The sequence below is a fragment of the Sulfitobacter sp. PM12 genome (assembly GCF_045586035.1).
Lineage (GTDB): Bacteria > Pseudomonadota > Alphaproteobacteria > Rhodobacterales > Rhodobacteraceae > Sulfitobacter > Sulfitobacter pontiacus.
Window position 1 is genome coordinate 1865083 of sequence record NZ_CP151529.1, and the last position, 25580, is coordinate 1890662.

25 protein-coding genes and 1 tRNA gene are annotated in these 25580 nt (G+C 60.8%); 9 read left to right on the forward strand and 17 right to left on the reverse strand.

Annotated features, from left to right (window positions below; genetic code table 11):
- Positions 1-134 precede the first annotated feature (134 nt).
- From AADW22_RS09175 to AADW22_RS09195, 5 genes are all read left to right on the forward strand, one after another.
- The gene (locus AADW22_RS09175; protein ID WP_407473558.1) at positions 135-2948 is read left to right on the forward strand and encodes a glutamine-synthetase adenylyltransferase; all 2814 of its coding nucleotides are present in this window, start codon (positions 135-137) and stop codon (positions 2946-2948) included.
- Positions 2945-3217: a hypothetical protein gene (locus AADW22_RS09180; protein WP_243250103.1), complete on the forward strand. Its 273-nt coding sequence runs from the start codon at positions 2945-2947 to the stop codon at positions 3215-3217. The genes AADW22_RS09175 and AADW22_RS09180 overlap by 4 nt, the downstream gene beginning before the upstream one ends.
- 148 nt (positions 3218-3365) lie before the next feature.
- Positions 3366-3983, forward strand: a complete 618-nt coding sequence (locus AADW22_RS09185; protein ID WP_260002322.1) for a DUF6778 family protein — start codon at positions 3366-3368, stop codon at positions 3981-3983.
- A 57-nt stretch (positions 3984-4040) separates the two neighbouring features.
- Entirely contained in the window at positions 4041-5267 is a 1227-nt protein-coding gene (locus AADW22_RS09190) for an RSP_2647 family RNA methyltransferase (protein ID WP_407473559.1), read from the forward strand.
- Positions 5267-5812 (forward strand): RSP_2648 family PIN domain-containing protein, encoded by a 546-nt coding sequence (locus AADW22_RS09195; RefSeq protein WP_407473560.1) that lies wholly within the window; start codon positions 5267-5269, stop codon positions 5810-5812. The genes AADW22_RS09190 and AADW22_RS09195 overlap by 1 nt, the downstream gene beginning before the upstream one ends.
- Here AADW22_RS09195 and AADW22_RS09200 read toward each other — a convergent pair.
- From AADW22_RS09200 to AADW22_RS09225, 6 genes are all read right to left on the reverse strand, one after another.
- Positions 5809-6492, reverse strand: a complete 684-nt coding sequence (locus tag AADW22_RS09200) for a M48 family metalloprotease (RefSeq protein WP_407473561.1) — start codon at positions 6490-6492, stop codon at positions 5809-5811. The two genes, AADW22_RS09195 and AADW22_RS09200, sit on opposite strands and share 4 nt — an antisense overlap.
- Before the next feature lie 111 nt (positions 6493-6603).
- Complete coding sequence (locus tag AADW22_RS09205) at positions 6604-7029, reverse strand: OsmC family protein (protein ID WP_009826959.1); 426 nt, start codon at positions 7027-7029, stop codon at positions 6604-6606.
- A gap of 83 nt (positions 7030-7112) precedes the next feature.
- Entirely contained in the window at positions 7113-8300 is a 1188-nt protein-coding gene (locus AADW22_RS09210) for a VWA domain-containing protein (RefSeq protein ID WP_009826960.1), read from the reverse strand.
- A 3-nt stretch (positions 8301-8303) separates the two neighbouring features.
- Positions 8304-8477, reverse strand: a complete 174-nt coding sequence (locus AADW22_RS09215; protein ID WP_005853331.1) for a hypothetical protein — start codon at positions 8475-8477, stop codon at positions 8304-8306.
- A gap of 18 nt (positions 8478-8495) precedes the next feature.
- Positions 8496-9860, reverse strand: coding sequence for a DUF2927 domain-containing protein (locus AADW22_RS09220; protein ID WP_132996657.1), 1365 nt, complete (start codon positions 9858-9860; stop codon positions 8496-8498).
- Between the two features lie 335 nt (positions 9861-10195).
- Entirely contained in the window at positions 10196-11035 is an 840-nt protein-coding gene (locus tag AADW22_RS09225; protein ID WP_037945011.1) for a MoxR family ATPase, read from the reverse strand.
- A 163-nt stretch (positions 11036-11198) separates the two neighbouring features.
- Between AADW22_RS09225 and dksA the strand changes: the two genes are divergently transcribed.
- Entirely contained in the window at positions 11199-11621 is a 423-nt protein-coding gene (dksA, locus tag AADW22_RS09230; protein ID WP_037945012.1) for an RNA polymerase-binding protein DksA, read from the forward strand.
- Positions 11622-11733: 112 nt separating this feature from the next.
- Positions 11734-12903, forward strand: coding sequence for an FAD-dependent monooxygenase (locus AADW22_RS09235; RefSeq protein ID WP_407473562.1), 1170 nt, complete (start codon positions 11734-11736; stop codon positions 12901-12903).
- Between the two features lie 13 nt (positions 12904-12916).
- On the opposite strand, the gene AADW22_RS09240 is transcribed toward AADW22_RS09235, so the two are convergent.
- Both AADW22_RS09240 and rocF read right to left on the reverse strand, forming a co-directional pair.
- A complete protein-coding gene (locus AADW22_RS09240; protein WP_407473563.1) occupies positions 12917-13966 on the reverse strand; it encodes an ornithine cyclodeaminase in 1050 nt (349 codons plus the stop codon).
- A 21-nt stretch (positions 13967-13987) separates the two neighbouring features.
- The gene (gene rocF / locus AADW22_RS09245; protein WP_407473564.1) at positions 13988-14908 is read right to left on the reverse strand and encodes an arginase; all 921 of its coding nucleotides are present in this window, start codon (positions 14906-14908) and stop codon (positions 13988-13990) included.
- 111 nt (positions 14909-15019) lie between these two features.
- Between rocF and AADW22_RS09250 the strand changes: the two genes are divergently transcribed.
- Positions 15020-15457: an Lrp/AsnC family transcriptional regulator gene (locus tag AADW22_RS09250; protein ID WP_407473565.1), complete on the forward strand. Its 438-nt coding sequence runs from the start codon at positions 15020-15022 to the stop codon at positions 15455-15457.
- A gap of 18 nt (positions 15458-15475) precedes the next feature.
- Here AADW22_RS09250 and AADW22_RS09255 read toward each other — a convergent pair whose 3' ends face one another.
- Positions 15476-15943 (reverse strand): disulfide bond formation protein B, encoded by a 468-nt coding sequence (locus AADW22_RS09255; RefSeq protein ID WP_288960319.1) that lies wholly within the window; start codon positions 15941-15943, stop codon positions 15476-15478.
- Positions 15943-16521 carry a YqaA family protein gene (locus tag AADW22_RS09260; protein ID WP_009826966.1) on the reverse strand — a complete coding sequence of 193 codons (579 nt, stop codon included), beginning with the start codon at positions 16519-16521 and terminating at the stop codon, positions 15943-15945. The genes AADW22_RS09255 and AADW22_RS09260 overlap by 1 nt, the downstream gene beginning before the upstream one ends.
- A gap of 123 nt (positions 16522-16644) precedes the next feature.
- Here AADW22_RS09260 and AADW22_RS09265 point away from each other — a divergent pair.
- Positions 16645-16728: transfer RNA gene (locus tag AADW22_RS09265), tRNA-Leu, on the forward strand.
- 172 nt (positions 16729-16900) lie between these two features.
- Here the strand turns inward: AADW22_RS09265 and AADW22_RS09270 are convergent.
- The 7 genes from AADW22_RS09270 to AADW22_RS09300 all read right to left on the reverse strand — a co-directional run bounded on the left by AADW22_RS09270 (position 16901) and on the right by AADW22_RS09300 (position 24720).
- Positions 16901-17827 (reverse strand): carbohydrate kinase family protein, encoded by a 927-nt coding sequence (locus AADW22_RS09270; RefSeq protein ID WP_407473566.1) that lies wholly within the window; start codon positions 17825-17827, stop codon positions 16901-16903.
- On the reverse strand, positions 17824-19380 hold the full coding sequence (locus AADW22_RS09275) for a mannitol dehydrogenase family protein (protein ID WP_407473567.1): 1557 nt from the start codon (positions 19378-19380) through the stop codon (positions 17824-17826). Before AADW22_RS09275 ends, AADW22_RS09270 begins: the two co-directional genes overlap by 4 nt.
- Before the next feature lie 50 nt (positions 19381-19430).
- Positions 19431-20435 (reverse strand): ABC transporter ATP-binding protein, encoded by a 1005-nt coding sequence (locus AADW22_RS09280; protein WP_037944211.1) that lies wholly within the window; start codon positions 20433-20435, stop codon positions 19431-19433.
- Between the two features lie 12 nt (positions 20436-20447).
- Complete coding sequence (locus AADW22_RS09285) at positions 20448-21278, reverse strand: carbohydrate ABC transporter permease (RefSeq protein ID WP_005853358.1); 831 nt, start codon at positions 21276-21278, stop codon at positions 20448-20450.
- Between the two features lie 10 nt (positions 21279-21288).
- Positions 21289-22155, reverse strand: coding sequence for a carbohydrate ABC transporter permease (locus AADW22_RS09290; RefSeq protein ID WP_407473568.1), 867 nt, complete (start codon positions 22153-22155; stop codon positions 21289-21291).
- 117 nt (positions 22156-22272) lie between these two features.
- Entirely contained in the window at positions 22273-23574 is a 1302-nt protein-coding gene (locus AADW22_RS09295) for a sugar ABC transporter substrate-binding protein (RefSeq protein ID WP_037944212.1), read from the reverse strand.
- A gap of 114 nt (positions 23575-23688) precedes the next feature.
- Entirely contained in the window at positions 23689-24720 is a 1032-nt protein-coding gene (locus AADW22_RS09300) for a LacI family DNA-binding transcriptional regulator (RefSeq protein WP_037944213.1), read from the reverse strand.
- Positions 24721-25580: the final 860 nt, after the last annotated feature.

Sequence of the window (25580 nt, forward strand, 5' to 3'; positions counted from 1 at the left end):
GGGGTGCGCCCTGTGGTTTGCAAGGGATAATGTAAATCTTTTTTACATTATTTGGATTTGCACGTGTTTGGTGGGGGTTAGCAGGTGTCACGGCGCCATTGACGACGGGCATAGAACCAGCGAATGCTTGGCGTATGAGAACACTTGCCAGTCAGATCACCCGCTGTCCCCGCATCTTTACGGCCGATCAGGCGCAGGATGCGCGCGCGCTCTTTCCCGATGCGCCGCCCGAAATTGCCGCACTTGTGGCGGGGGCGGGATCGACGTCGCCCTATCTTCTGGGGTTGATGCAAAAGGAAACCGACTGGTGTCGTGCGGCTTTCGATGATCCCGCAGGGGCGGTGCAGCAGGTGATCGACAGCGCGGGCGCGGTGCCTCCGGACCAGTTGTCCAGTCATCTACGGCAGGGCAAGCGGCGCGTGGCGCTGATGACGGGGCTGGCTGATCTGGCGGGGGCTTGGTCGTTGGAGGAGGTGACCGGCGCGCTGACCGATTTCGCCGACGCCGCCGCCCAAGCCGCGCTGACCGCAGGGCTAAAAGCGCAGATCAAACGTGGCAAGCTGCCCGGCATGACGGAAGAGGACGCCGACAGCGGCGCAGGCATGGTCGTGCTGGCTATGGGCAAGATGGGCGCGCGCGAGCTGAATTATTCGTCCGATATCGATCTGATCTGCCTGTTCGACGAAACGCGCTTTGACGCCAGCGATTTTCACGACGCCCGCACCGCCTTTGTCCGCGCTACCCGCGCGATGAGCGGGACGCTCAATGATCTCACGGGCGAGGGCTATGTCTTTCGCACAGACCTGCGGCTGCGACCCGATTCCGGTGTGACGCCCGTGTGCATCGCGATGGAAGCGGCAGAACGGTATTACGAAAGTCTGGGTCGCACATGGGAGCGTGCCGCCTATATCAAGGCACGCCCTGCGGCGGGCGATCTGGCGGCGGGTGATCAGTTCCTTTCGGTGCTGCGACCCTTCGTCTGGCGCAAGCATCTGGATTTTGCCGCGATACAGGACGCCCATGACATGCGCCTTGCGATCCGCGAGCACAAAGGGTTGGGGGGCAGTGTCTCGCTTTCGGGGCACAATATGAAGCTGGGGCGCGGCGGTATCCGCGAGATCGAATTTTTCACCCAGACCCGTCAGCTGATCGCCGGTGGGCGCGACGCAGATCTGCGCGTGCGCGGCACCTGCGACGGCATGGCCGTGCTGGCGGAAAAGGAATGGATCCCCGCAGAAGTGGCCGAGACGCTGTGCGATCACTACCGCGCGCATCGCACCGTGGAGCACCGCGTGCAGATGATCCGTGACGCCCAGACCCATACGTTGCCCCAAACCGAAGAGGGGTTCGACCGGCTGGCCGCGATGATGGATATGGATGTCCCCGCGCTGCGCAGTGACCTTGAACGGCGGCTGGAAGAGGTTCACCAACTGACCGAAGGGTTCTTTGCGGGCTCGACCTCACGCCCTGAAGCGGCTGCCCCGCCCGAGGAACATGTCTTTGACGCTGCGATTGTGGACCGTTGGCTGAACTACCCCGCCCTGCGCAGCGCCCGGGGGGCGGAGCTTTTTGCAGAGCTGAAGCCCGGATTGCTGGCGCGTCTCGCACGGGCCACCAAACCGGATGAGGCATTGCTAGCCTTTGACGGCTTTCTTGGTGGGCTGCCCGCGGGGGTGCAGTTGTTCTCTTTGTTGAAGATCAACCCGCAACTATCTGATTTACTTGTTGATATCGTCAGCGCGTCACCTGCGCTCGCCGCTTATCTGTCGCGCAATGCGCAGGTGTTCGACGCGGTGATAGGTGGGGATTTCTTCAGCGAATGGCCGGCAGAAGACGCTTTGGTCGACAGTCTGACAGAGGTGCTGGAGGCCGAAGAGGATTATGAGGCGCGGCTGGATACCTGTCGTCGATGGGCCAAGGAATGGCATTTCCGGATCGGGGTGCATCACCTGCGCGGGCTGATTGATGCCGCGACGGTGGGGGCGCAATATGCCGATCTGGCGCGGGCGGTGTTGCGCGGGCTCTGGCCGGTGGTGATCGACGAATTCTCGCGCCGTCACGGGCCGCCGCCCGGGCGCGGTGCGGTGTTGGTCGGGATGGGGTCACTTGGCGCGCGCCGCCTGACCGCTGCCTCTGATCTGGATATGATTGTGGTCTACGATTCCGCTGGCGTCGAAAGCTCTGACGGCAAGCGCCCGCTGGCCTCGCGGCTGTATTATGCGCGGCTGACGCAGGCGATGATCACCGCGATGACCGCGCCGATGGCCCAAGGCAAGCTCTACGAAGTGGACATGCGCCTGCGCCCGTCGGGGACGCAGGGGCCGGTCGCGACCAGTTTAGCGAGTTTTGAAAGCTATCAGATGGGGCAGGCCTGGGTGTGGGAGCATCTGGCCCTGACTCGCGCCGATTGTGTGACCGGCCCCGATGATCTGATGCAGGATGTTGCGCGCCTGTGCGACAGGGTGCTCGCCCGTTCGCGCGACCGTGCCGATACCCTGCACGAGGTCGCGGCGATGCGCGCGCGTCTGGCAACGGCCAAGGTGGCGGGCGGGATCTGGGATGCCAAGAACGGGCCGGGGCGCTTGCAGGATATCGAATTGCTGGCGCAGGCCGGGGCCTTGCTGGCGGGCACCACGGCGCGGGATATCACCTCTGCGCTCGGGGATGCGGAGGCGCAGAACGTCATCACCGCCGATCAGGCAGAGGTGCTGCGCCGCGTCTACCGCAGCTGTTGGGCGCTGCAATCCGCGACGCGGTTGCTGTCATCCTCTGTCCTGCGCGAGGATTCTCTGGGGCAGGCGGGTTTGCGGTTTCTATGCCGCTCCCTCGATGTGGACACGCCCGAAGACCTGCACGCTCATCTCGCGAAAAGCTACGATCAGGCCGCGACGATCATCGCCGATGCATTGGCGGCTTATGTGGACAAAGCGGACGGGGGCCAGGCATGAGCAAAGGGGACCCCAACGATCCCAAAGGGCTGATCTTTGAATCCTACCGCATAGAGGGGATCACACAGGCGGAGTGTCGATCAATCTTTCTGGATTGGGCGCTCAGCCTGCCAGCGGAAGCGGATACCAAAGCCGCCCTGCGCGCCTTGTTGGACAGCGTGACAGCAGAGAACCAAGACCATCCCATGACCCAAGTGATGCAAGAGGGGTTGATCGACATGGCCACGCCTCGGCGGCGCGGCGGCTGGCGCACCCGACCGCGCAGCTAGACAGGCCGACATTAAGGCGCAAACGTGCCGAAATACCCTAATGATGCCTTAGGTTTTGAACATTCTTGCCCCATTCCTGCCTTAATTGAGCAGCATTACCGTTACATGGCTGCACAATCCGTATCGTCAGCAGCTTTTGGAGGGGTAAATGAAACATCATAAACTGTTGATCGCTTTGGCCTGTGCCGCTGCCGTGTCCGGTTGTGCACCGGCGGATATTGCCAGCCGGAATGCGATGTATGACACATCCTCGACCCGCATGTCCTTGCTGGACAATCTGAACGCCTACCAGCCCGATACTTTGCTGGATGCGGTACATATCCAGCACACCAACGTCTCTGTGCCCGATCACCTGCGGGTCGCACAAACGCCAAGCCTGCTGCAATCGGCTGACATCGTCTGGCATGGCGAAGCAGACACGGACCGCCGCGATCAGGTGCGCGCGATCTTCGAGGCCGCGATCCGCCAGGGGGCAGTGACCGCCTATGGTCCCGTGCCCGCCGCGCTGGAGGTCGAGGTCCTGCGGTTCTACAACCCCGCCTCTGAAGCCCCGTCGGCAGAGTTTATCCTGACCGTCGTTGATGCGCGCAATGGCAACCCGTTGGCCGAACCCCGTCAGGTCGCGGTAGAGCTGAGCAGCTTTGCGCCCCCCGTCGCAGAGGCGCAGCCGGACAATGCGGTGATGATCCATGATCTGGCCCGTGCGATCGAACAGCAGCTCGCCACGCCGGGCAGCTATAAACGCACGAAACTTGCCGCCTATTAAGGCAGCAATCGAACTCTGCGCTTCCCCAAACGCGCGGAACCGACTAATGGGGGCGGTATGACAACGCCCCTTTCCCCTCCCGCTTCGACCGACCCTTCCGATTTGCCCGTGGTGCGCCTGCTGCCCAAGGCGAATGCCCGCGCCATCCGGCACGGGTTTCCCTGGGTCTATGCCAATGAAATGGTCACCGACCGCCGCACCAAGGCGCTTGCGCCCGGCAGTCTCGCGCTGCTGGAAGACAGTGCCCGTCAGGTGATGGGGGTGGTCGCGGTGAACCCGGCCTCCAAGATCTTCTGCCGGATGCTGGACCAGAACGCCGAAGCCGTGGTGAACCAGAACTGGTTCGAGGCCCATATCAACCGCGCCGTGCAGCTGCGGGACCAGATGTATGACGCGCCCTTTTACCGGTTGATCCACGCCGAAGCCGATGGGTTGCCCGGTGTGGTGATCGACCGCTTTGGCGATACGGCCGTCATTCAGGCCAATGCCGCATGGGCTGATGTACATATCGATGCGCTGACAGCAGCGTTGGTGGAACAAACCGGCGTGCGCCACGTGCTCAAGAACGCGTCGGGCCGGACCCGCAGCCTTGAAGGGCTGGATGACGTAAGTGGTGTGCTGCATGGCGAGGCACCAAGCGCGCCTGTGCAAGTGCCGATGAACGGTGCTATCTATATGGCTGACCTCACCGGCGGCCAGAAAACCGGCCTGTTCTACGACCAACGCCCGAACCACGCCTTCGCGGCGAACCTGTCCAAAGGCAAACGCGTGCTGGATGTCTTCGCCCATGTTGGCGGGTTCTCACTCGCCGCGCTGGCAAATGGCGCGTCTTCTGCGGTTGCGGTCGACGGATCGGCACCCGCGCTTGAGCTGGCGCAGCAGGGCGCAGAGGCTATGGGCGTGTCAGACCGCTTTGCCACGCGCCAAGGCGACGCCTTTGACATCCTGACAGCACTGCGGGCCGAGGGCGAAGAGTTCGACGTGGTGATCTGCGATCCGCCCGCCTTTGCCCCCGGTAAACCCGCGCTTGAAGCCGGTCTGCGCGCCTATGAACGTGTGGCGCGTCTGGCGGCGCAACTGGTGGCCGAAAACGGCGTGCTGGGTCTGTGTTCCTGTTCCCATGCGGCGGATCTGACGCAGTTCCGCACCGCATCTGTGCGCGGTATCGGTCGTGCGGGACGGCGCGCGGCGCTGCTGCATACCGGTTTCGCCGGACCTGACCACCCGCAGCTGCCGCAACTGGCCGAGACGGGATACCTCAAGTCGTTGTTCTTCCGCCTGTAATGGCGCTGCGCATCCTGATTGACGCCTGCGTGCTCTATCCCACCGTCATGCGCGAGATGGTGATGGGCGCGGCGCGGGCGGGGGTGTTTGAACCGCTGTGGTCCGCGCGCCTGATGGAAGAATGGGCGCGCGCCGCGATCAAGCTTGGCGCCGAGGGCGAGGCACAGGCACGCGCAGAGATCGCCTTGCTGCGCGCCGCCTGGCCCAAGGCGGAAGTGCCCCCGAGCCCCGCTGTGGCAGCACGGCTGTACCTGCCGGATGAAAACGACGTGCACGTGCTCGCCGCCGCGATCACCGGCCATGCCGATATTATCATGACACTGAATGCCAAGGATTTCCCCCGTGGCACCTTGGCTGAAGAGGGGTTGGCGCGGGTCGATCCCGACAGCTATCTACACGGCGTCTGGCTGGCGCAGCCGCAGGTGATGGAAGCGGTCGCCGCCCATGTTCTGGAAGAGGCACGCCGCCTGTCAGGCCATCCGTGGGAGATGCGACCGTTGCTAAAGAAAGCACGGCTGCCGCGGCTGGCAAAGGCGCTTGGTTAACGGTCCCAGGCGGTTTGCAGCGCAGTAAGCGCGCCGATCCTGTCAGCGGTCTTCGGGTGGCTCAGCAGCCAGGCGGGGGCAGTGCCGTGGTTGCTTTGGGTCAGCGCCTCCAGCTTCTCGAACAAGGAAATCTGTGGCGCGATGCCGATACCCGCTTTGGTCAGCAGGGCGGCGGCATAGGCGTCCGCCTCGTATTCATCGCTGCGCGACAGGCGCGCGGCCAGGAGCGTCGCCAGCATATTGGCGATCCAGATGCCGACACCGGGGAGGATACGCCCCAAGATCATCCCAAGCGCCGCGCGCATGGCATTCTGGCCAGAAAAATCGATCATCCGTCGCCGTGAATGCCCCAAGGCCACATGGCCGAGCTCATGTGCAATCACACTCGCGAGTTCCTCGGCGGTGACGGCGCCGGATTTGAATTTCTCGTAAAATCCGCGGGTAATGAAGATCCGCCCATCGGGGGCGGCAAGACCATTGACGGGGGCGACTTCGTAGATATGGACCTTGATCCGCGGCAGATCGAGGGCGCTGGCCAGTTTCGAGGTCATCTCGCGCAGGGAAGGGTCGAGCAGTTCAGTCGATTTTTCATCCAGCTCCTTCGCGGTGCGCCAAGCGGAAAAGCGATACATGGCAAGCCCGTAGAGCACGGCGAGAAGTATGGGGAGGATGCGGATCATCCACCCAATATGGACGCAGGTACGCGGGGTGCAAGGGTGGATTGAGTATTTGGGAAAAGGGTGAAGGGGGCGTGGTAGGGGCCGCGAGCGGGTGCGGCCCCTAGGGTAGGGTCAGGACAGTTTTGCGTCCATCGTGATTTCGGCGGTCATCAGTTTGGAGATGGGGCAGTTCTCCTTGGCGGTTTTGGTCGCCTCTTCGAACTGCTCTTGTGTGGCGTTGGGGATGACACATTCCACATCAAGGTGAATCTTCGGCACATGGAAGCCACCGTCTTTTTGTTCAAGGAAGACCGTGGCCTTGGTTTCGATGCTATCGGCGACCAGATCGTAGTCTTCAAGGATCATTGACAGCGCCATCGAAAAACAGGACGCATGGGCCGCGCCGATCAGCTCTTCGGGGTTGGTGCCGTCTTTGCCTTCGAAACGGGTGTTAAATCCGTAGGGTTGGTCGCTGATCACGCCGGTCTGGGTGGAGACATGGCCTTTGCCCTCTTTGAGGTTGCCTGTCCATTTTGCGGAGCCTGATTTCTTGATCATGGGAATTCCTTTCACCATTTGGGTTCATGATGAAAACGCGGGGCGCGGTGGAATGTTCCGATCTGTGGTGGGGTGGCGGCTGATTACCGGGTCAGGGTCTTCATCCCGCGGCTCAGCCCTTCGAGGGTCATGGGCACCATTGCCTCTGCGCCAAAGATTTCCTGCACCATTTTGATGGATTGGGTGTAGGGCCAGTATTTCTCGGGGATCGGGTTGATCCAGAGGTTGCTGTTCCATTGTTCGCGCGCCCGAGAGAGCCAGACCGATCCGGCCTCGGCGTTCCAGTGTTCATTGGCGCCACCGGGGTAGGCGATTTCGTAAGGGGACATGGACGCGTCGCCCACGAAAATGCATTTGTAATCCGGCCCGTAGGTGCGCAGCACTTCCATCGTGTCCAGCTGTTCCGTCCAGCGGCGGCGGTTGTCACGCCAGACGCCTTCATACAGGCAGTTGTGGAAGTAGAAGTGTTCGAGGTGTTTGAATTCGGACTTGGCGGCGCTGAACAGTTCTTCGACGGTTTTGATATGCGGGTCCATAGAGCCACCCACATCCAAGAACAGCAGCACCTTGACCGCGTTGCGCCGCTCGGGGCGGGTTTTGACATCGAGGTAGCCGTGTTCCGCTGTCGCACGGATGGTGCCGCCCAGATCAAGTTCGTCATTCGCGCCGTCACGGGCCCACCGGCGCAGACGTTTCAGCGCGACCTTGATGTTGCGGGTGCCCAGTTCGACCGTGTCGTCGAGGTTTTTGAATTCGCGTTTGTCCCAGACCTTGACTGCGCGCTGGTGGCGCGATTCATTCTGGCCGATGCGGACGCCTTCGGGGTTGTAGCCATAGGCCCCGAAGGGCGAGGTGCCTGCGGTGCCGACCCATTTATTGCCCCCCTGATGGCGGCCTTTCTGTTCCTCGAGCCGTTTGCGCAGCGTCTCCATCAGCTTGTCAAAACCGCCCGCGGCCTCGATCTCGGCCTTTTCCTCGGGGGTGAGGTGCTTTTCGGCCATTTTTTCCAGCCACTCGTGCGGGATGTCCACGGCCTCCATAACATCGTCGAGGCTAATGTTTTCAAGGCCCGAAAAGGCAGCCGCAAAGGCGCGGTCGAATTTATCGATGTTGCGTTCGTCTTTGACCATGCTGGTGCGCGCCAGATAGTAGAAGGCATCGACATCATAGGTCGCGAGCCCGGCTGCCATCCCGTCGAGAAAGGCGAGAAACTCGCGCATGGACACCGGCACCTTGTGTTGGCGCAGTTGGTCGAAGAACGGCAGAAACATGAATTACGCTCCGGTTAGGACTCGGTCCAGAACGACTGTAAGGATCATGCCGACGATGATAAAGGCCATCGCAAACCCGGCCGCGTATTGTGCGATATCCTTGCGGTTGCCGTTGCGTTTACGGGCGGTCAGCCCCCCGATAACAGCGCCGATCACGGCGAGAAGTATGACGATCATTTTAACCCGTTTCGCTAGTTATTTGAGCGGGTTAAGCGACGCGATCTCGCGCATTTTGGCCCGCACAGCCCAGTCAGAGCCAAATCCGTACCGTGCCCAGCCCAAACTGTCCACCCTGACGGCCTGTGCCTCGGCCGCGCGGTTTTCAAGCTCGAGCGCTTCGGCACGCAGCAACAGCAGGGTGCTGAGCAGGGCGGCGTTCTCGCGTCGGCGTGCGGTGTCGATATGCGGCGCGATCAGACGTAGCGCTTCGGCACCCTGACCCTTTGAGACCGAATAGGCCCCAAGCTGCGTCGCCACATAGGCGCGGTGCAGATCGGTGCCGGGGGTGCGGGCGTAGAAGAGGTCGGACATCTTGTATTGTTCGTGCGCGGCTTCGGCATCACCCGATTGCAACGCGCGCCCCATGGCGTAATGGGCAAACGCGCGGCGGTGATCCTGCCAGCCCAGGCTTTGTGCGATCTTGATGGCGCTATAGGCCGCGTCCTGGCGTTGCCCGCTGGAGCGACCGGGCCCGAGTGCGCCCTGAACGGCGGCATTCCAGGCGCGGGGGGTGCGGGTCAGGAAGCGTGCTTTGGTCGATGTGCCGCCCGGATTGATCCGCGCCAGAATACCCGGCAGGGCGTTTGCCACTTGGCCCCGTGTCATGCCCGACCGCAGCGCCGGATCGTAGTATGCGCGCAGGATCATCATATCAAATCCGGTCAGCACTGTATGCACGTTGTCGTCGTTAAAGACAGAATCCGGCAGGCGGTAGAGATCGTTGAGAGGGCCAAGCGCTTGGGCCAGTTCTTCGTGCAGACAATCGCGGACCTCTTGCGGGCTGGCGTCATTCGGGATGAAGATCGACACGCGGCTGCGGGTTTTCAGCAAGGACCAGTTGGTCTGCGCGGTGCGGCGCACCTTCTTGTATTCATCAAGGCTGCTGACATTCGGGGCCACAAAGCATGCGGCCTGGGGTAGCACCTTGCTGATGGTGCGACGGCTGACAGCTTCGACGGTGATATTGGCATTCGGGCCGCTGGTCGGGCTGATGTCGATCCGGGCCTCTTGCCGCAAGCGATTGAGCAGCGCGGTCAGGTCGGGGCCAAGGGTCGGGGGCGGCGCACCGATGACGCGCACGGTGACCGGACCTTCGAAACGGGTAAAAACGGGGAGCTCCTTGCCGCTTTCCATGCGGAACGACAGTTCGATAAAATCGAGGCTGAGGTCGTTGTTGGAGCGCGGTGCCGGGAGCGATTGATGCACGGTGAACCGTTTCATCGCGGGCAAAGAAGAGGTTGAGGCGGGTTCCATCGCGGCGCGGGTCACCACACCGGGATGCGAGGCCGGAACGCAGGCGCTGATCGCCAGCATCAAGGGCAGCAAAAGGTATTTCTTCATGGATGCGACCCCGTTGTGGCAGGTGCAGGGACCGCAAGGACAACTTTAACAGTCTCCAACACGCGGCGCACGAACGGTGCAAAAATCATATCCATCATCTACCTGACTGCCCTTTTGAGCTGATTACAGGTGTTTTTCGCCCGCCATCCAGACCATTCTAGGGAGCAACCATGTCAAAACAGAGAAAAATGTTAACAAATAAGGCAGGCTTATGACCATCGTTGCTTAGACGTCACAAATAGGACAGGCGCGTTAGCAGCCGTGAAATAACGCGCGGGCGGTTGGATATTCGCTTTATGCGGGATCAGGGCGCGGCGCACCGCGCCCCTTTGGGGTCACTTTTGCGCGCGTGCCATGAAAGCAAGCCGTTCGAACAGATGCACGTCCTGTTCGTTTTTCAGCAGCGCCCCGTGCAGCTTTGGCAGGGCGGACTTGCCGTCTTTTTTCAGATCGGCGGCATCCATATCTTCGGCCAGCAACAGCTTAAGCCAATCCAGCACTTCCGACGTGGATGGTTTTTTCTTCAGCCCTTGCTGTTCGCGGATTTCGTAGAATTGGGTCAGCGCCGTGGTCAACAGGGATTCCTTGATGCCGGGGTGGTGGACCTCGACGATCTTGCGCAGCGTGTCCATCTCGGGGAACTGGATGTAGTGGAAGAAGCAGCGGCGCAAAAAGGCGTCGGGCAGCTCTTTTTCGTTGTTCGAGGTAATGATGACGATGGGGCGGTTTTCGGCTTTGATCGTCTCGCCAGTCTCGTAGACGAAGAACTCCATCTTATCGAGCTCTTGCAAAAGGTCGTTGGGGAATTCGATGTCGGCCTTGTCGATCTCGTCGATCAGCAACACGGTTTTGCCTTCGGCCTCAAACGCCTGCCACAGCTTGCCCTTGCGGATGTAGTTTTTCACATCATGCACACGCTCTTCGCCAAGCTGGCTGTCGCGTAGGCGGCTGACGGCGTCATATTCGTATAGACCCTGTTGCGCACGGGTGGTTGATTTGATGTTCCATTCGATCATGGGCAGGCCAAGGGCGGCTGACACCTGTCGGGCTAGTTCCGTTTTGCCTGTGCCGGGCTCACCTTTTACAAGCAGAGGTCGTTCCAGCGTTACAGCCGCATTCACCGCAATCGTGAGGTCATCTGTGGCGACGTAATCTTGAGTACCTTGGAATTTCATCTTGTTTTCAACCTTCTTCAACGCGCTATTCTTGGTCCTTAAACCAACAAACATAAGCATTGTGTAGTGACAATCCGCTAACGCTGCGTTAGATGCACGCCACGGGAGTGATGTCGGGAGACGCGCCTTCATGACAGGATTTAAGACCGCGATGGGGAATGATATGAAGCAGGAAGTTTTTTTGGCGGATGGTTATACACCTGCCGAAGACGAGCCGTTCATGAATGATCGGCAAGTCGAATACTTCAGACGCAAACTATTGAACTGGAAAGCCGAGCTGCTGGCGGGAAGCCGGGACACGATCGAGGGCTTGCAAGACGGGACACGCAACATCCCCGATGTGAACGATCGCGCCTCCGAGGAAACGGACCGCGCGCTGGAACTGCGCACACGGGACCGCGCCCGCAAACTGGTCAGCAAGATCGACGGGGCGCTGCGCCGCATCGATGAGGGTGAATTCGGCTACTGCTCTGTCACCGGAGAGCCGATTTCGCTGAAACGTCTGGATGCGCGTCCAATCGCCACGATGAGCCTTGAGGCGCAAGAGCGTCACGAGCGCCGCGAGAAAGTCCACCGCGACGATTGATCGTCCGGTAACGGGCGCAAATGACGGCATTTGCGCGAGAATGATAATGAAAGCGCCGCGGTGAGAGCCCGGCGCTTTTGTGTATGAAGCTGGCAAGACAGGCGAAGGCGAAATGGGCATCAGCAACGCAATCGTTATTGGTGGGGGTATCGGCGGCTTGGCCGCCGCAGCGGCGTTGTCGCGCCGCGGCATGGCTGTCACGCTGCTGGAGCAGGCTCCAGCGATCACCGAGGTCGGTGCAGGCCTCCAGATCAGCCCTAACGCTATCGCGGTGTTGCGGGCCATGGGGCTTGAGGCGAAGCTGACCGAACGCGCGGCGGTGCGCGGGCAGGCGGTGGTCTTGCAGGATTACAAGGCTGGGGCGCGTGTGGCGCGGTTGGACCTGATGCGCGGGCAGGGCGCATATCCCTATGTGTTCGTGCACCGCGCCGATCTGGTGGACATCCTGTTGGGCGCAGCCAAACGGGGCAATGTCACGATAGAGCTTGGGGCCGAGGTGGCAGAGGTGACCCCCGGTGCCACACCGCAACTGCGCCTGACCGATGGGTCGCGCCGACGGGCAGAGCTGATCGTTGATGCCAGCGGGATCCACAGCCGGGCGCGTGCGGTGTTGAATGGCGCGGATCAGGCAAAGTTCACCGGTCAGGTCGCGTGGCGCGCCGTTGTGCGCAATGACTTCAACCACCCAGACGAGGCCCATGTCACCATGGGGCCGGGTCGGCATCTGGTCAGCTACCCTTTGCGCGGCGGGCGGCTGGTCAATCTGGTCGCGGTGGAAGAGCGTGACAGCTGGGCCGCCGAAGGCTGGAACCATGCGGACGATCCGGCACACCTGCGAAATGCTTTTGCGGGCTTTGGCGGGCGGGCTGCCGCGTTGATCAATGCGGTTGAGGCCTGCACGCTTTGGGGGCTCCACCTACATCCGGTTGCGCAGACGTGGCATCAGGGCGGGGTTGTCTTGCTGGGGGATGCCGCGCATCCGACGCTGCCGTTCCTAGCGCAGGGGGCCAATATGGCGCTTGAAGATGCATGGGTGCTGGCCGACAGCGTGCTGAACCACCAAGGCCCCCAATCGCTCGCCCGCTATCAAAGCCTGCGCCAACCCCGTGTTACCCGTGTCGTCAAAGCGGCGGCAGGCAATGCCGCGCGCTATCACTTGCGCCCCGGGCCTTTGCGGTCGGCCGCGCATTTGGGGCTGAAACTGGGCAGCACCCTTGCACCTTGGGCGATGGTCGGCGCGTTCAACTGGCTGTACCACCATGATGTGACCGCGCCGAAATAGGCTGCCGTCGCCGTTACTTGGCCCGTTGCAACATGCCGAACAGATCCCGCGGGTCTTCGGGGTCGGCCAGCAGGTCAAGCGGGTCGAACAGATCGGTCGCCTTGATCTGGTCGCGCACATAGCGCAGCGCCGAGAAATCCTCGATCGCGAAGCCGACGCTGTCGAACAGGGTGATCTGCTTGTTATCGGTGCGCCCCTGCGCCTGACCGGTCAACACCTGCCAGATTTCGGTCACAGGATGATCCGGTTCAAGCTGCTGTATCTCTCCCTCGATCCGGGTCTGTTCGGGATATTCTACAAAAATCCCTGCGCGGTGCAGGATCGCGGGGGCAAGCTCGGTCTTGCCCGGACAGTCGCCGCCGATGGCGTTGATGTGGATGCCGCTGCCGACCATATTATCTGTCAGGATGGTGGCATATTGCTTGTCCGCTGTGCAGGTGGTGACGATCTGCGCGCCCAGCATCGCTTCTTCCGCGGTGTCGCAGGGCACGACCTTGATGCCCAGACCTTGCAGGTTGGCGGCGCATTTCGCGGTGGCATCTTTGTCGATGTCATACAGCCGCACCTCGTCGATGCCGACAATGGCCTTCATGGCGAGGGTCTGGAATTCGGATTGCGCCCCATTGCCGATCATCGCCATCACATGCGCGCCCTTGGGGGCCAGCAACCGCGCCACCACGGCAGAGGTCGCCGCCGTGCGCAGCGCCGTCAGCATCGTCATCTCGGACAACAACACCGGATAACCGTTGGCCACATTCGCCAGCAGGCCAAAGGCGGTCACGGTCTGCAAACCGTCTGCGGTGTTCGAGGGGTGGCCGTTCACGTATTTGAAGCCGTAGACCTCGCCGTCCGAGGTCGGCATCAGCTCGATCACGCCCTGTTCCGAATGGCTGGCCACGCGCGGGGTCTTGTCAAACAGCTCCCACCGTTTGAAATCCGCCTCGATATACTCCCCAAGTCCGATCAGCATGGGTTCAATCCCGATGTGGTGGATCAGCTTCATCATATTGTCGACGGAAACAAAGGGCACCAGCGCCTTGTCAGAGGGGGTCAGATTGGTCATGGTCGTGGTCCTTTACTCAAATCAATAGGCGCGGGTGGGGCGGTCGAATACGCGGCGGCCAAAGGCAGAGGCGGCCAGATCGACCATCAGCTGCGCGGTACGGCCCCGTTCATCCAGAAAGGGGTTCAACTCTACCAGATCAAGCGAGGTCATCAGCCCGCTGTCATGCAGCATTTCCATCACCAGATGGCCTTCGCGCACGGTCGCACCGCCGGGAACAGTCGTGCCAACCGCGGGGGCAACGGAAGGATCAAGGAAATCCACATCGAGCGAGACATGCAGCATCCCGTTCGCCGCAGCGACCTTTTCGAGGAAGGTGTTCAGCGGCGTGGCGATGCCCGTCTCATCGATCTCGCGCATGTCGACGCGCTGGATGGTGGTTTCCTGCAGGGCTGCACGCTCTGCCGCGTCGACAGAGCGCAGGCCGATGATGGCGATATTATCATGCGGCAGCGGGTAGGGCAGATCGGGGAAGGCATCAAAGCCCTCGCGCCCTGTTACATAGCCTAAAGGGGTGCCGTGCAGGTTGCCGCTGTCAGTGCTTTCGGGTGTGTGGAAATCGCTATGCGCGTCCAGCCACAGCACAAACAGGGGGCGTTCCTGCGCCTGCGCATGGCGCATCGCGCCCAGGACGGTGCCGGAGGCAAGCGCATGATCGCCGCCCATGATGATCGGGGTGCCGGCTTGTAAGGCGGCTTGGGTGGCCTCGGCCAGACTGTGAGTCCAGGCGATGGTTTCCTCAAGCGCGTGCAGTTTCGGGTGCTTTCCGGGGGTAAAGGGCGCAGGCGCGACATTGCCACGGTCTGTGACGCTATGGCCCAGGTCGGTCAGCGCGCCCGCCAATCCTGCGGTGCGATAGGCATCGGGGCCCATCAGACAGCCCAACCGGCGCTTGCCGCTATCCAGCGGGGCCCCAAGAAGAATACAGTTTTGTCCAGACATGGGTGAGATCCTTTCGTCAACGTTTCCGCGACGATATCTAGCTGGTCTGGTCAGAAACAATCATCTAAAGTGACCAAATCGGAGATTATTTGACCAAACTGGACAGTCAAGATGGACATAACGGACGAAGCAATTCTGGCAGCGCTGCGCGACGACGCGCGGGCGTCTCTGTCTGATCTGGCGGCGGCCTTGCGGCTGTCACGTACCACGGTGCGTGCGCGTCTCGCCCGTTTGCAACAAAGTGGAGAGATATTGGGCTTTACCGTCGTGACGCGCTCGGACGTGCGTGCCGATCCGGTGCGCGGATTGATGATGATTGAGATCGAGGGCCGTGGCGCTGACCGCATCGCCCGCACGCTGGCCGGAATGGCGGCGTTGCGTGCCGTGCATTCGACCAATGGCAGATGGGATGTGATCGTCGAGATCGGCACCAAAACGCTTGAGGAGTTCGACGAGGTTCTGGCCCGCATCCGCAAGCTCGACGGGGTGGTCGCGAGCGAGACGAGCCTTTTGCTCAAGACGCGCAAGGCAGGGCAGGCCGCCTCCTAGAGCGGCCTGCGAGATGGTTCAGCGCGGTGCGCGCGCGGCAGAGACCCAGAACGCCAGCAGGATGGCACAAATGACCGCGTTCCAACCCGCCATGGACAGACCGAAAAGCTGCCAAACGATGTCATCACACATAACCAGACCGGACGGCGCGCTGGTAGACAGAAGATCGCTGCCGCTCATCGCGCCAAGATCCATGCCGCCGCCTGTGCAGGACGAGGGACCGGGCCAGAATTTCCATTCCACCCCCGCATGATAAACCCCGATCAGCCCCGTGATCGCCACCGACAGCGCGCCCAGCCAGATCAACGCCCGCGGCGCACCGAAAAGAACGATCACCCCGATCAGGATCGCCGCCGCATGGGGCCACCGCTGCCACAGGCACATTTTGCAAGGCGCATAGCCGCCGATGTGTTGGAACCCAAAGGCCCCCAACAGCAGCGCAGCAGACCCCAGCGTAGCGATCAGGACATAGGTGTTTCGCGTCATCACAGATACCTCAGCAAGAAGAAGCTGCCGAACAGCAGCACGACAAATACCGTAAATACCAAAGGCAGACGGCGTTCAATAAAGTCGCGGATAGGTGCGCCAAATTTCCACAGCAGCGCCGCCACGATGAAGAACCGCAGCGCGCGCGCAAGGATCGAGGTCACGATAAAGGTCGCCAGCGGCATCCCCGTCCACCCCGACATGATCGTGATTACCTTGTAGGGGAAGGGGGTGACGCCTGCGGTCAGCACAGCCCAGAAGCCGACGCCGTTGAACCGGTCCGAGAATGCCGCCATCGCGTCGCCTTTACCAAGGCTGGCAAGGATCGGTTGGCCCAGTTGTTCAAATGCCAGTGCGCCAATGGCGTATCCCAGCAGGCCCCCCAAGACCGACGCGACCAGCGCGATCCCCGCGATCAGCCATGCGCGGTTCGGACGCGCAAGGATCATCGGAATCATCAGCACATCCGGCGGAATGGGAAAAACAGAGCTTTCAAGGAACGCCACAACCGCAAGGGCCCAAAGCGCATGCGGGTGGTTTGCCAGGCCCAGAACCCAGTCATATAGCCGTCGGATCATACTGCGGTCTCCGGTAATGTTTTCTGTTCAATGGCAACACCAGAACAATCGGACGGGGTCAAGCAAAAGCGGTAAAATTGCTCTTGCCGTGGGGCGCGTGGCACGGTAACAGACCCCCATTGTGCCCAAGTGGCGGAATGGTAGACGCAGGGGATTCAAAATCCCCCGCCGCGAGGCGTGCCGGTTCGAGTCCGGCCTTGGGTACCACCTTGTTCTTGCAAGGCTTTCCGTAAAATTCAGTTTTTTATCGTCGATAGGTGTGAAGGTTGCTTTTGCAGCTTTGGCGATGTCGCGTCCTCTTGTCCGTTGCATGTCAAAAGCCGCGCAGGGAATTGCTGCGCGGCTTTGTGAAAGGGTCCGTCTGGGGGTGTGGTCGGCGTTAAAGCTCGTTCGCCCAAGGCGGGTTGGCACCGGCGCGTGACACGGTGATGGCGGCAACGCGGGCACCATAAGTCATCGCGTCGCGCAAAGCGTCGAGATCAAGCGTGCCAAGGGCTTCCGGCGTCAGCAGGTCCAGTTCCGACAGCTTCGCCAGAAATCCCGCATTGAACGTATCACCGGCACCGATTGTATCGACGACGTGGGTCTTTACCGCCGGCACCGTGATGGATGTACCGTCGACAAGCGTTGCGATGGCACCCTCGGCCCCTTGGGTGACAATCACAACCGACGGGCCGGTGTCGAGCATTGCGCTGATCTTTTCGGCCTGCGTCAACGGGGCGGGGTTCAGCCAGTTAAGATCCTCGTCCGAGACCTTGACGATATCCGCCTGCCTAATCATCGCCGCCATCCGGCGGCGGTAGCCCTCTGCGTCAGTGATAAACAGTGGGCGGATGTTGGGGTCGATCATCACCGCCCGCGACCCGCCCTGACGGTCCAGCAAGGCAGCATAGGCGCTGGCACTGGGATCGCTGGCAAGACTGATACCGCCAAAGAACAGCGCGGTGATATCGCTCGGCAGCGCTGGCATATCCTCGGCGCGGATCATCCGACCGGCGGAGTTTTCGTCGAAGAATGAATAGCTTGCCTGCCCATCTTCAAGTTTCACAAAAGCCAATGTGCTAGGACGATCAGAGCGGATGATATGCGTGGTGTCCACGTCACTGGCCTTCAGCGCATCGGCGAGCTGATCGCCGAACATATCGCGCGACAATCCGGTCAGCATGCCCGCGCGGGCCCCCAATCGGCCAAGCGCGATAGCGGTGTTAAAGACCGCGCCGCCCGAATGGGGCACAAACCCGTCAGGCCCGTCGAGCGACGGGGCCGCGACCATATCGATCAATGCCTCCCCGCAACACAGGATCATTGCCCCATCCCCGCGCGGTCACCGGCCAATGCGGCGGCCACATCCGGCTGATCGGTGTAGACCGCAAGCGCGGCCTCGCAGCCTTCTGCCCAGATGAGCGAGAGCCAGTGTTCAAACGCCTCGGCAAAGGCCTGATGCTCGGCCAGATCGCCATAGATATGACGTTGCGCAAGCCAGAGCTGCGGCGCTTCGCGCGCGGCCAGGGCCACAGCGTTGAGGCGCGCCCACTGAGGGTCGTTCGGCTCGATCTCTGTCCCGTCCATGCGGGTGCCTGCACACATACGGGCCCATAGCGCCTCTACCAGGGCCAGACCGGAGCAACTGCCCTTGGCCGCCAAGGCGTCGCGCAGGACCGGCAGGACAAATCCGGGATGCCGTGATGACCCGTCAAAGGCCACGCGCCGTGTGGTGTCGCGGATCGCGGGGTTGGCGAAACGTTTGGCAATCAGTTCGACATAGGCCGCCGGGTCTTGACCGGGCACGGCGGCGACGTAGGGGGCGATTTCTTCGGCCTCGATCTTGCGGAACATGGCAGAGGTCAAGGGGTGCGCCATGCAATCGGCGATGGTTTCCAAGCCCAGCAACTCTCCGGCGTTGGCCAAGACCTGATGTCCTGCGTTGAGGATGCGGATTTTCATCGCCTCGTAGTCATGCACCGCGTCGGTAAAGATCGCCCCCGCCTTATCCCAGTCGGGGCGTCCGGCGCAGAAGTCGTCTTCGATCACCCATTGGCGGTAGTTCTCGTGGGTCACCGGTGCCGCGTCATCGACGCCAAGGCTTTGCGCCAGCGCAATCTCGTCAGGGCCGGTGGCGGGCACGATGCAATCCACCATAGAGTTCGGGAAGCTGCAGTTTTGCTCGATCCACTGGGCAAGCGCCGCGTCACCTTGGCGGGCGAGGGTCACGACGGCCTGGCGCGTGGCGGTGCCATTGCCGCGCAGGTTGTCGCAGCTTTGGACCGTGAACGGACCGTGGCCCGCATCGCGTCGCAGCTTGAGCGCTGCAATGATCGCGCCGAAAACCGTCTTGGGCTGATCGGGCTGCGCGCGGTCATGCTGGATATCGGCGTGGGTCAGATCAAGCCCGCCGGTTTCGGGGGCGATGAAATAGCCGCCCTCGGTCACGGTCAACGACACGATGCGGATCGCGGGATCCGCCATCGCGGCAATTAGCGGCGCGTTGTCTTCGGCGATGGGGGTGTAGCCGATCATCGAGCCGACGACCTCTGCCGTGACACGACCGGGGGCAAGCTCGATCAAGGTGGTCAAATAGTCCTGCGCTATAAGCTTGTCGCGCATCGCGCTGTCATAGGCCCGCACACCGGCGCCGATCAGCGCCCAATCCTGCGCCAGACCCTGTTGCATCAGCTTGTGCAGATACCACGCCTGATGGGCGCGGTGGAAATTGCCCAGACCGATGTGGATGATCCCCGCCGAGAGCGCGGTGCGATCGTAGTTGGGCGTGCCGATACGGGCGGGCAGGTCACCAAGGCGGTCCAGGGACAGCGGCACCGGAGGCGGCGCGTCGGTGTTTGTTATGGTCGGTTCATTCATGAGACCGCTTTCGTAGGAAGCAAAGTTAAAGGGCAGGGGCACGCGGCGCTTCATGCGATGCGTAGGCCGTTGGCGTCGAAGCGGTGAAGCGACTCCTCGCGCGGGGTCAGGAAGACTCGGTCGCCGTGGCGCAAGCCCACTTCGCCGCGGGCACGGACGGTCATCATCTCGGTCAGGCCGGTGTCATAGACGTGGAAGAACGTGTCCGACCCCAAATGCTCCGACACTTTGACGACGCCGCTCCAGGTGCCTTCGGTTGTCGACACGTCGATGTGTTCAGGGCGGATGCCGATGGTATGCGCACCGTGTTTGGCCGCCTCGGGGCCCGAGATCAGGTTCATCTTGGGCGAGCCGATAAAGCCCGCGACAAAGGTGTTGCGGGGTGTGTGGTAAAGCTCAAGCGGGGAGCCGACCTGTTCGATCACACCGGCCTGAAGCACCACGATCTTGTCGGCCATGGTCATCGCTTCGACCTGATCATGGGTCACATAGATCATCGTCGTCTCAAGCCGTTTATGCAGCTCGGAGATTTCAAGCCGCATGCCCACGCGCAAGGCAGCGTCAAGGTTGGACAGCGGTTCGTCGAACAGGAAGGCCGCGGGTTCACGGACAATCGCCCGACCAATCGCGACACGCTGGCGTTGCCCGCCCGACAGCTGGCCGGGTTTGCGGTCCAGATAGGCGGTCAGGTTCAGCGCTTTCGCCGCGGCATCGATGCGGCGGTTCTGTTCGTCCACGGGGATACCCGCCATGCGCATCGGAAAGGCGATGTTCTTGCGCACGGACATATGCGGATACAGCGCGTAGGACTGGAACACCATCGCCAGACCGCGCTTGGCGGGGGGCACATGGGTGGCGTCCTGTTTGTCGATGCGGATTTGCCCGCCAGAGGTATCTTCGAGCCCTGCAATCAGGCGCAGCAGGGTGGATTTACCGCAGCCCGAGGGGCCGACAAAGACGGTGAATTCGCCGTCTTCGATGGTCAGGTCCAGCGGCGGGATGACTTCGACGTCACCGAAGCGCTTGGAAACCTTGTCTAATGTGATGCGTCCCATGGTGTTGTTTCCTTATTTCACTGCGCCAAAGGTCAGGCCGCTGACAAGTTGTTTCTGGCTGAACCAGCCAAGGATGAGGATCGGCGCGATGGCCATGGTCGAGGCCGCGCTGAGCTTGGCGTAGAACAACCCCTCGGGGCTGGAATAGCTGGCGATAAAGGCCGTCAGAGGGGCAGCCTTGGCGGCGGCGAGGTTGAGGGTCCAGAAGGCTTCATTCCAGGCGAGGATCACGTTCAGAAGCAGCGTGGATGCGATGCCGGGGATCGCCATCGGCGTGAGGATATACAGCACCTCTTCGCGCAGGCTGGCACCATCCATACGGGCTGCCTCAAGGATCTCGCCGGGGATTTCCTTGAAGTAGGTGTAAAGCATCCAGATGATGATCGGCAGGTTGATCAGCATCAGCACCACGACCAGCCCCAGCTTGCTGTCCAGCAGACCCATCTTGATAAATATCAGGTAGATCGGATACAGCACCCCGACCGCTGGCAACATCTTTGTGGACAACATCCACAGCAGGATATCTTTGGTCCGGTTGGAGGGGACAAAGGCCATCGACCAGGCGGCGGGAACGGCGATCAGGATGCCCAAAAGGGTAGAGCCCCCCGCGATCACCACCGAATTCCACAAGAACCGGCCGTAGTTCGAACGTTCCTGCACCGCGGCGTAGTTCTCCAGTGTCCAGTCAAAGAACAGGAACACCGGCGGGTCTGCAATCGCCTGTGCTTCGGTCTTGAAGCTGGTCAGGATGGTCCAGAGGATCGGGAAGAAAATCAGCAGCCCGACGCCCCATGCGAGTGCGGTGTTCAGAGCCTTGCGTTGTGTGGTCGTTGCACGTGCCATGACGGGCTCCTTATGCGTCGAGGTTCTTGCCAACCATGCGCATCAGGAAGATGGCAATGATATTGGCGAGGATGATGGCATAGACACCGCCGGCAGAGCCGAGCCCGATGTTCTGGCTTTCCAGCACACGCTGGAAGATCAGATAGGTCAGGGTTTTGGTGCCAAAGGCGCCTTGGGTGGTCACGAAAATTTCGGCGAAGATAGAGAGCAAAAAGATCGTCTGGATCAGCACCACCACCGTGATCGCCCGCGACAGGTGGGGCAAGGTGATGAAACCAAAGCGTTTGACCGGCGATGCGCCGTCCATCTCGGCGGCCTCCAGTTGTTCACTGTCCAGCGACTGGATCGCGGTCAGCAGGATCAGCGTCGCGAAGGGCAGCCACTGCCAGCTGACAATCAGAATGATGGATTGGGTCGAGGCTTCGGTCAGCCACACCAGCGGTTCAGCCCCGAACAGGCCCCACAGGTGGGCGAGCAGCCCGTTGACCGGATCCATGAACATGTTCTTCCAGACCAGCGCCGATACGGTCGGCATAACGAAGAACGGTGCAATCACGAGGATCCGAACGATCCCTTGACCCCACATCGGCTGGTTCAGCAAGACGGCCAGCAACACACCCAGAACGACGGTGATGAACAGGACGCCGCCCACAATCACCAGTGTCGCCTGAACCGACGGCCAGAAGGCGCTGGACGATACAAAGCGGACGTAGTTGTCAAAGCCGACCCACCCCAGATCACCGCCGCGCAGGGGTAGGTATTTGCGAAAGGAAAAATACAGCGTCATCGTCAGGGGGACGAGCATCCATCCCAGAAGCAGCACGACAGCGGGGGCCATCATCAGACGGGCGGCCGATCGTGAGTGTTGCGTTGCCATTGAATATACCTCCTCCGTTGACGGGCTAGGGCCGTCCCGGACGATCATGCACGTGTTGGAAAAAAGGGGCCAGTCAGCAAGGGGGAGCTTTGCTGACTGACCCCGAGGGCGATCAGATCAGTAGCCGGCGGCTTCCATCTCATCGGTGGTCAACGCTTGGGCGTTGGCCAGGGCTTCATCGACGGACTGCTGTCCTGCCAGCGCGGCAGAGAACTCTTGACCGACCTGTGTGGCGATGCCTGCAAACTCCGGGATAGCTGCAAACTGCACACCGACGTAGGGCACCGGATCCACGGTTGGCGCGGTGGGATCAGCCGACAGGATGCTGTCCAGTGTCATCTGCGCGAAAGGCACCTTTTTGTATTCGGCGTTTTCGTACAGCGATGTCCGCGTGCCGGGAGGAACATTTGCCCAACCGTCTTTCTCGGCGACCAGTTCAAGATACTCTTTGGACGTGGCCCATTCGATGAATTCTTTCGCGGCGGCTTCGTTATCGGTGCCAGCAGGGATGCCAAGCGCCCAAGCCCACAGCCAGTTGCCGCGTTTGCCTTTGCCGGTGTCAGGTGCCAACGCAAAGCCGACCTGATCCGCGACGGTGGAATCTGTCGGGTTGGTCACAAAGGACGCCGCAACAGTCGCGTCGATCCACATGCCGCATTTGCCCTGTTGGAACAGCGACAGGTTTTCGTTGAACCCGTTGTTCGCCGCACCCGGAGGGCCTGCGTCGTTCATCAGGTTCACATAGAACTCAAGTGTTTCTTTCCATGCGGGCTGGTCAAACTGCGCAGTCCAGCTTTCGTCGAACCAGCGTGCCCCAAAGGCGTTTGCTGTCGCGGTGAGGAACGCCATGTTCTCGCCCCAACCGGCCTTGCCACGCAGACAGATGCCGTTGATGCCGGCGTCACGGTCGGTCATGGCGCGGGCGGCTTCAGCGACGAATTCCCATGTGGGCGCGTCGGGCATCTCCAGTCCGGCTTTCTCCATCAGGTCCTTGCGGTACATGATCATGGAGCTTTCGCCGTAGAAAGGGGCCGCATAAAGCGTGCCGTCGACGCTCAGACCCCCGCGCATCGCGGGCAGGATGTCGTCGGTGTCATATTCTGCAGACAGATCGTCCAGCGGAACCAGCCAGCCTTGCTTGCCCCAGATCGGGGTCTCGTACATGCCGATGGTCATGATGTCGAACTGCCCACCTTTAGTGGTGATGTCCGTGGTCACACGTTGACGCAGGACGTTCTCCTCCAGCGTGACCCATTCGACTTCGTGGCCGGTTTTGGCAGTAAAATCATCGGTAAAACCCTGCATCCGGATCATGTCGCCGTTGTTGACTGTAGCGATTGTGATCGTATCCGCAGAAGCAGCGGCTGCCGTCAAAAGTGAAATGGCGGTCGCCGTTCGAAACGCGTTCAAAACAAACATCTTCTACCTCCCTGATGAGATGTTAGCGACAAGCTTACGGCTATTGATGAACTCGCGTCAATTTGAATTTTACGCGCGTCTAGTTTTGCGATTTAGGTTCGTGTTTTCAATAATCTAGGCAGAGCCCCTGAGCACAAGCTTGCCGTCAAACAGCGTCTCTGTCCGCGAATCAAGAGAATCATCTGCCTCGATCAGGGCCAGCAGGGTGGTCGCGCTTTTCTCGGCAATGGCTTCGTAGTCTTGGGACACGGTGGTTAGACGCGGGCAGGTGAAGCGCGAGAAAGGATGGTCGTCATGGCCCGCGACGCGGAAGTCGTGGCCTGCTTCGATCCCGACGCTCATCCCCGCCTCGAAAATGGCGGACAACAGCCCGATGGCCAAACGGTCGTTGCTGCACAGTATTGTTTTCGACGGCAGGCTCCGGTCGCGGATCACGCGGGTGCCTTCGCGAAACCCGATCTCTTCGAATTCCCATCCCTCGCCACCGACCTGGATCAGATGCGGCGTTTGGCCCAGACGTTCCATCGCCCTGACATAGGCCGCCCGCCGTTTATATGCGTTGGGGTTCATCGGGTCTTTCATCTCGAAAAAGGCAGGCGGCTCGCCCGTGCGGCACAGATAGTCGACGATCAGATCAACGCTTTGTTCATTGTTGGAGCCTATGAACGCCTTGCCGACCTTATCGATGTTCGCATCGAACAGGACGGTAGGGACCTCTTCGGTAAAGGTCTGGATCTGCGCGTGATCAGAGCTGCGCCCGAAAGCGGCCAGCAATACGCCCGCCGGTTTCAACATGCGCAGGTTTTCGAGGTTCTCCAGCTCCATCTCGGGGCTGCCGTGCGACCCGAGCAGAACGGGCCGGAAGCCCTGCCGCAAGATGTGCTCTTCGATCGTGCGGGCAATCTTGGCAAAGAAAGGGTCGGCCAGATGCGGCACCACGACGCCGATGTTCTTGGTCAAACGGCGGTTCTGGTTCATGGCGTAAAGATTGGGCCGATAGTCATATCGGTCCAGCGCTGCCTCAACCCGTTTGCGGGTGCTGCTACGCACGCTGGTGGGGTCGTTGAAGAACTTGGAAAGCGTCGGACGGGAGATCCCGCTGACGGCGGCAAACTCTTCCATATTCTTGATTTTCCGACTGCTCATCAAACGCTTCTTCTGGTGGTGGCAGAGGCCAAGTGACGACGCCATGTTCCTGTATCTGTTGGATCAGCATACTTGTCGCGCGGTAAATATCACCCCCTAACATCATGAGACAGTGGGATTTTGCTGCGAATTTGACCAAAATACCCTCTTGCGGTTGTAGCGGCAGATGTTCGCTCAAACGCATGTCCTCGTGTCAAACTTGTGGTGTCGGGCCTAAATAATCGGCATATGGCACCCCACCTGAGGTGCCGACGACTATCCTTTAGGTGGTATTGCGATTCGGTTTCGTGCTGGCAAACTGGCGGCGTTTTCGAAAAAATGGGCGCGGTCGCAAGCTATTGGTTCCAAATCGCGAATTTACGCGCCGCCACAGTCCCGCCACGCCGAATTTAATCGCAAAGATGGTTTATTGTGTCTGCCTGCGAAACAGTGCCGAGGGCTGGGTTTGGGAAATCATTAAAATTAAGTGAAAAACCCCGGAAACCATCCGCTCTATCGAAATTCGCGCCCTGAGATGGGAAACAATATGCTACCTATGCGTGCATATTCCGCGCCGCCGTCGAGTCAAAAAAGGCGGAAAAGAGGCGCGTCTGCGAATTCTTGCCATTTTTTCCTTCCAGCAACGTCAACGGGTAGGTAATAAGAACGTGCCCAACTGGGGGGCAAAGTTTTTTAGGTTTCGGGGGCGACCGCATCGAACGCACATGTTGTGCGGGGAAGATGTGTTCGCTTGGCTCTCAAGAGCCGATGAATATACCACTGCCGGTTGCGCGGCAGCGGGCAGCTGTCTGCGGCTGATCCTCCCTTCAGGACGGTAGAGTTCTTTGTGTGTCGCCTGTGACCGCGGAGCTTTGTTAGGG

Bases quoted from the DNA above. Each gene is read 5' to 3' on its own strand.
- AADW22_RS09270 (WP_407473566.1), bottom strand. From the start codon at position 17,827: ATGATCCTGTGTTGCGGGGAGGCATTGATCGATATGGTCGCGGCCCCG.
- AADW22_RS09235 (WP_407473562.1), top strand. From the start codon at position 11,734: ATGGGCATCAGCAACGCAATCGTTATTGGTGGGGGTATCGGCGGCTTG.
- AADW22_RS09190 (WP_407473559.1), top strand. From the start codon at position 4,041: ATGACAACGCCCCTTTCCCCTCCCGCTTCGACCGACCCTTCCGATTTG.
- AADW22_RS09215 (WP_005853331.1), bottom strand. From the start codon at position 8,477: ATGATCGTCATACTTCTCGCCGTGATCGGCGCTGTTATCGGGGGGCTG.
- AADW22_RS09210 (WP_009826960.1), bottom strand. From the start codon at position 8,300: ATGTTTCTGCCGTTCTTCGACCAACTGCGCCAACACAAGGTGCCGGTG.
- AADW22_RS09255 (WP_288960319.1), bottom strand. From the start codon at position 15,943: ATGACGCGAAACACCTATGTCCTGATCGCTACGCTGGGGTCTGCTGCG.
- AADW22_RS09185 (WP_260002322.1), top strand. From the start codon at position 3,366: ATGAAACATCATAAACTGTTGATCGCTTTGGCCTGTGCCGCTGCCGTG.
- AADW22_RS09275 (WP_407473567.1), bottom strand. From the start codon at position 19,380: ATGAATGAACCGACCATAACAAACACCGACGCGCCGCCTCCGGTGCCG.
- AADW22_RS09175 (WP_407473558.1), top strand. From the start codon at position 135: ATGAGAACACTTGCCAGTCAGATCACCCGCTGTCCCCGCATCTTTACG.
- rocF (WP_407473564.1), bottom strand. From the start codon at position 14,908: ATGTCTGGACAAAACTGTATTCTTCTTGGGGCCCCGCTGGATAGCGGC.
- AADW22_RS09280 (WP_037944211.1), bottom strand. From the start codon at position 20,435: ATGGGACGCATCACATTAGACAAGGTTTCCAAGCGCTTCGGTGACGTC.
- AADW22_RS09200 (WP_407473561.1), bottom strand. From the start codon at position 6,492: ATGATCCGCATCCTCCCCATACTTCTCGCCGTGCTCTACGGGCTTGCC.
- AADW22_RS09225 (WP_037945011.1), bottom strand. From the start codon at position 11,035: ATGAAATTCCAAGGTACTCAAGATTACGTCGCCACAGATGACCTCACG.
- dksA (WP_037945012.1), top strand. From the start codon at position 11,199: ATGAAGCAGGAAGTTTTTTTGGCGGATGGTTATACACCTGCCGAAGAC.
- AADW22_RS09195 (WP_407473560.1), top strand. From the start codon at position 5,267: ATGGCGCTGCGCATCCTGATTGACGCCTGCGTGCTCTATCCCACCGTC.
- AADW22_RS09250 (WP_407473565.1), top strand. From the start codon at position 15,020: ATGGACATAACGGACGAAGCAATTCTGGCAGCGCTGCGCGACGACGCG.
- AADW22_RS09240 (WP_407473563.1), bottom strand. From the start codon at position 13,966: ATGACCAATCTGACCCCCTCTGACAAGGCGCTGGTGCCCTTTGTTTCC.
- AADW22_RS09295 (WP_037944212.1), bottom strand. From the start codon at position 23,574: ATGTTTGTTTTGAACGCGTTTCGAACGGCGACCGCCATTTCACTTTTG.
- AADW22_RS09260 (WP_009826966.1), bottom strand. From the start codon at position 16,521: ATGATCCGACGGCTATATGACTGGGTTCTGGGCCTGGCAAACCACCCG.
- AADW22_RS09220 (WP_132996657.1), bottom strand. From the start codon at position 9,860: ATGAAGAAATACCTTTTGCTGCCCTTGATGCTGGCGATCAGCGCCTGC.
- AADW22_RS09290 (WP_407473568.1), bottom strand. From the start codon at position 22,155: ATGGCAACGCAACACTCACGATCGGCCGCCCGTCTGATGATGGCCCCC.
- AADW22_RS09205 (WP_009826959.1), bottom strand. From the start codon at position 7,029: ATGATCAAGAAATCAGGCTCCGCAAAATGGACAGGCAACCTCAAAGAG.
- AADW22_RS09300 (WP_037944213.1), bottom strand. From the start codon at position 24,720: ATGAGCAGTCGGAAAATCAAGAATATGGAAGAGTTTGCCGCCGTCAGC.
- AADW22_RS09285 (WP_005853358.1), bottom strand. From the start codon at position 21,278: ATGGCACGTGCAACGACCACACAACGCAAGGCTCTGAACACCGCACTC.
- AADW22_RS09180 (WP_243250103.1), top strand. From the start codon at position 2,945: ATGAGCAAAGGGGACCCCAACGATCCCAAAGGGCTGATCTTTGAATCC.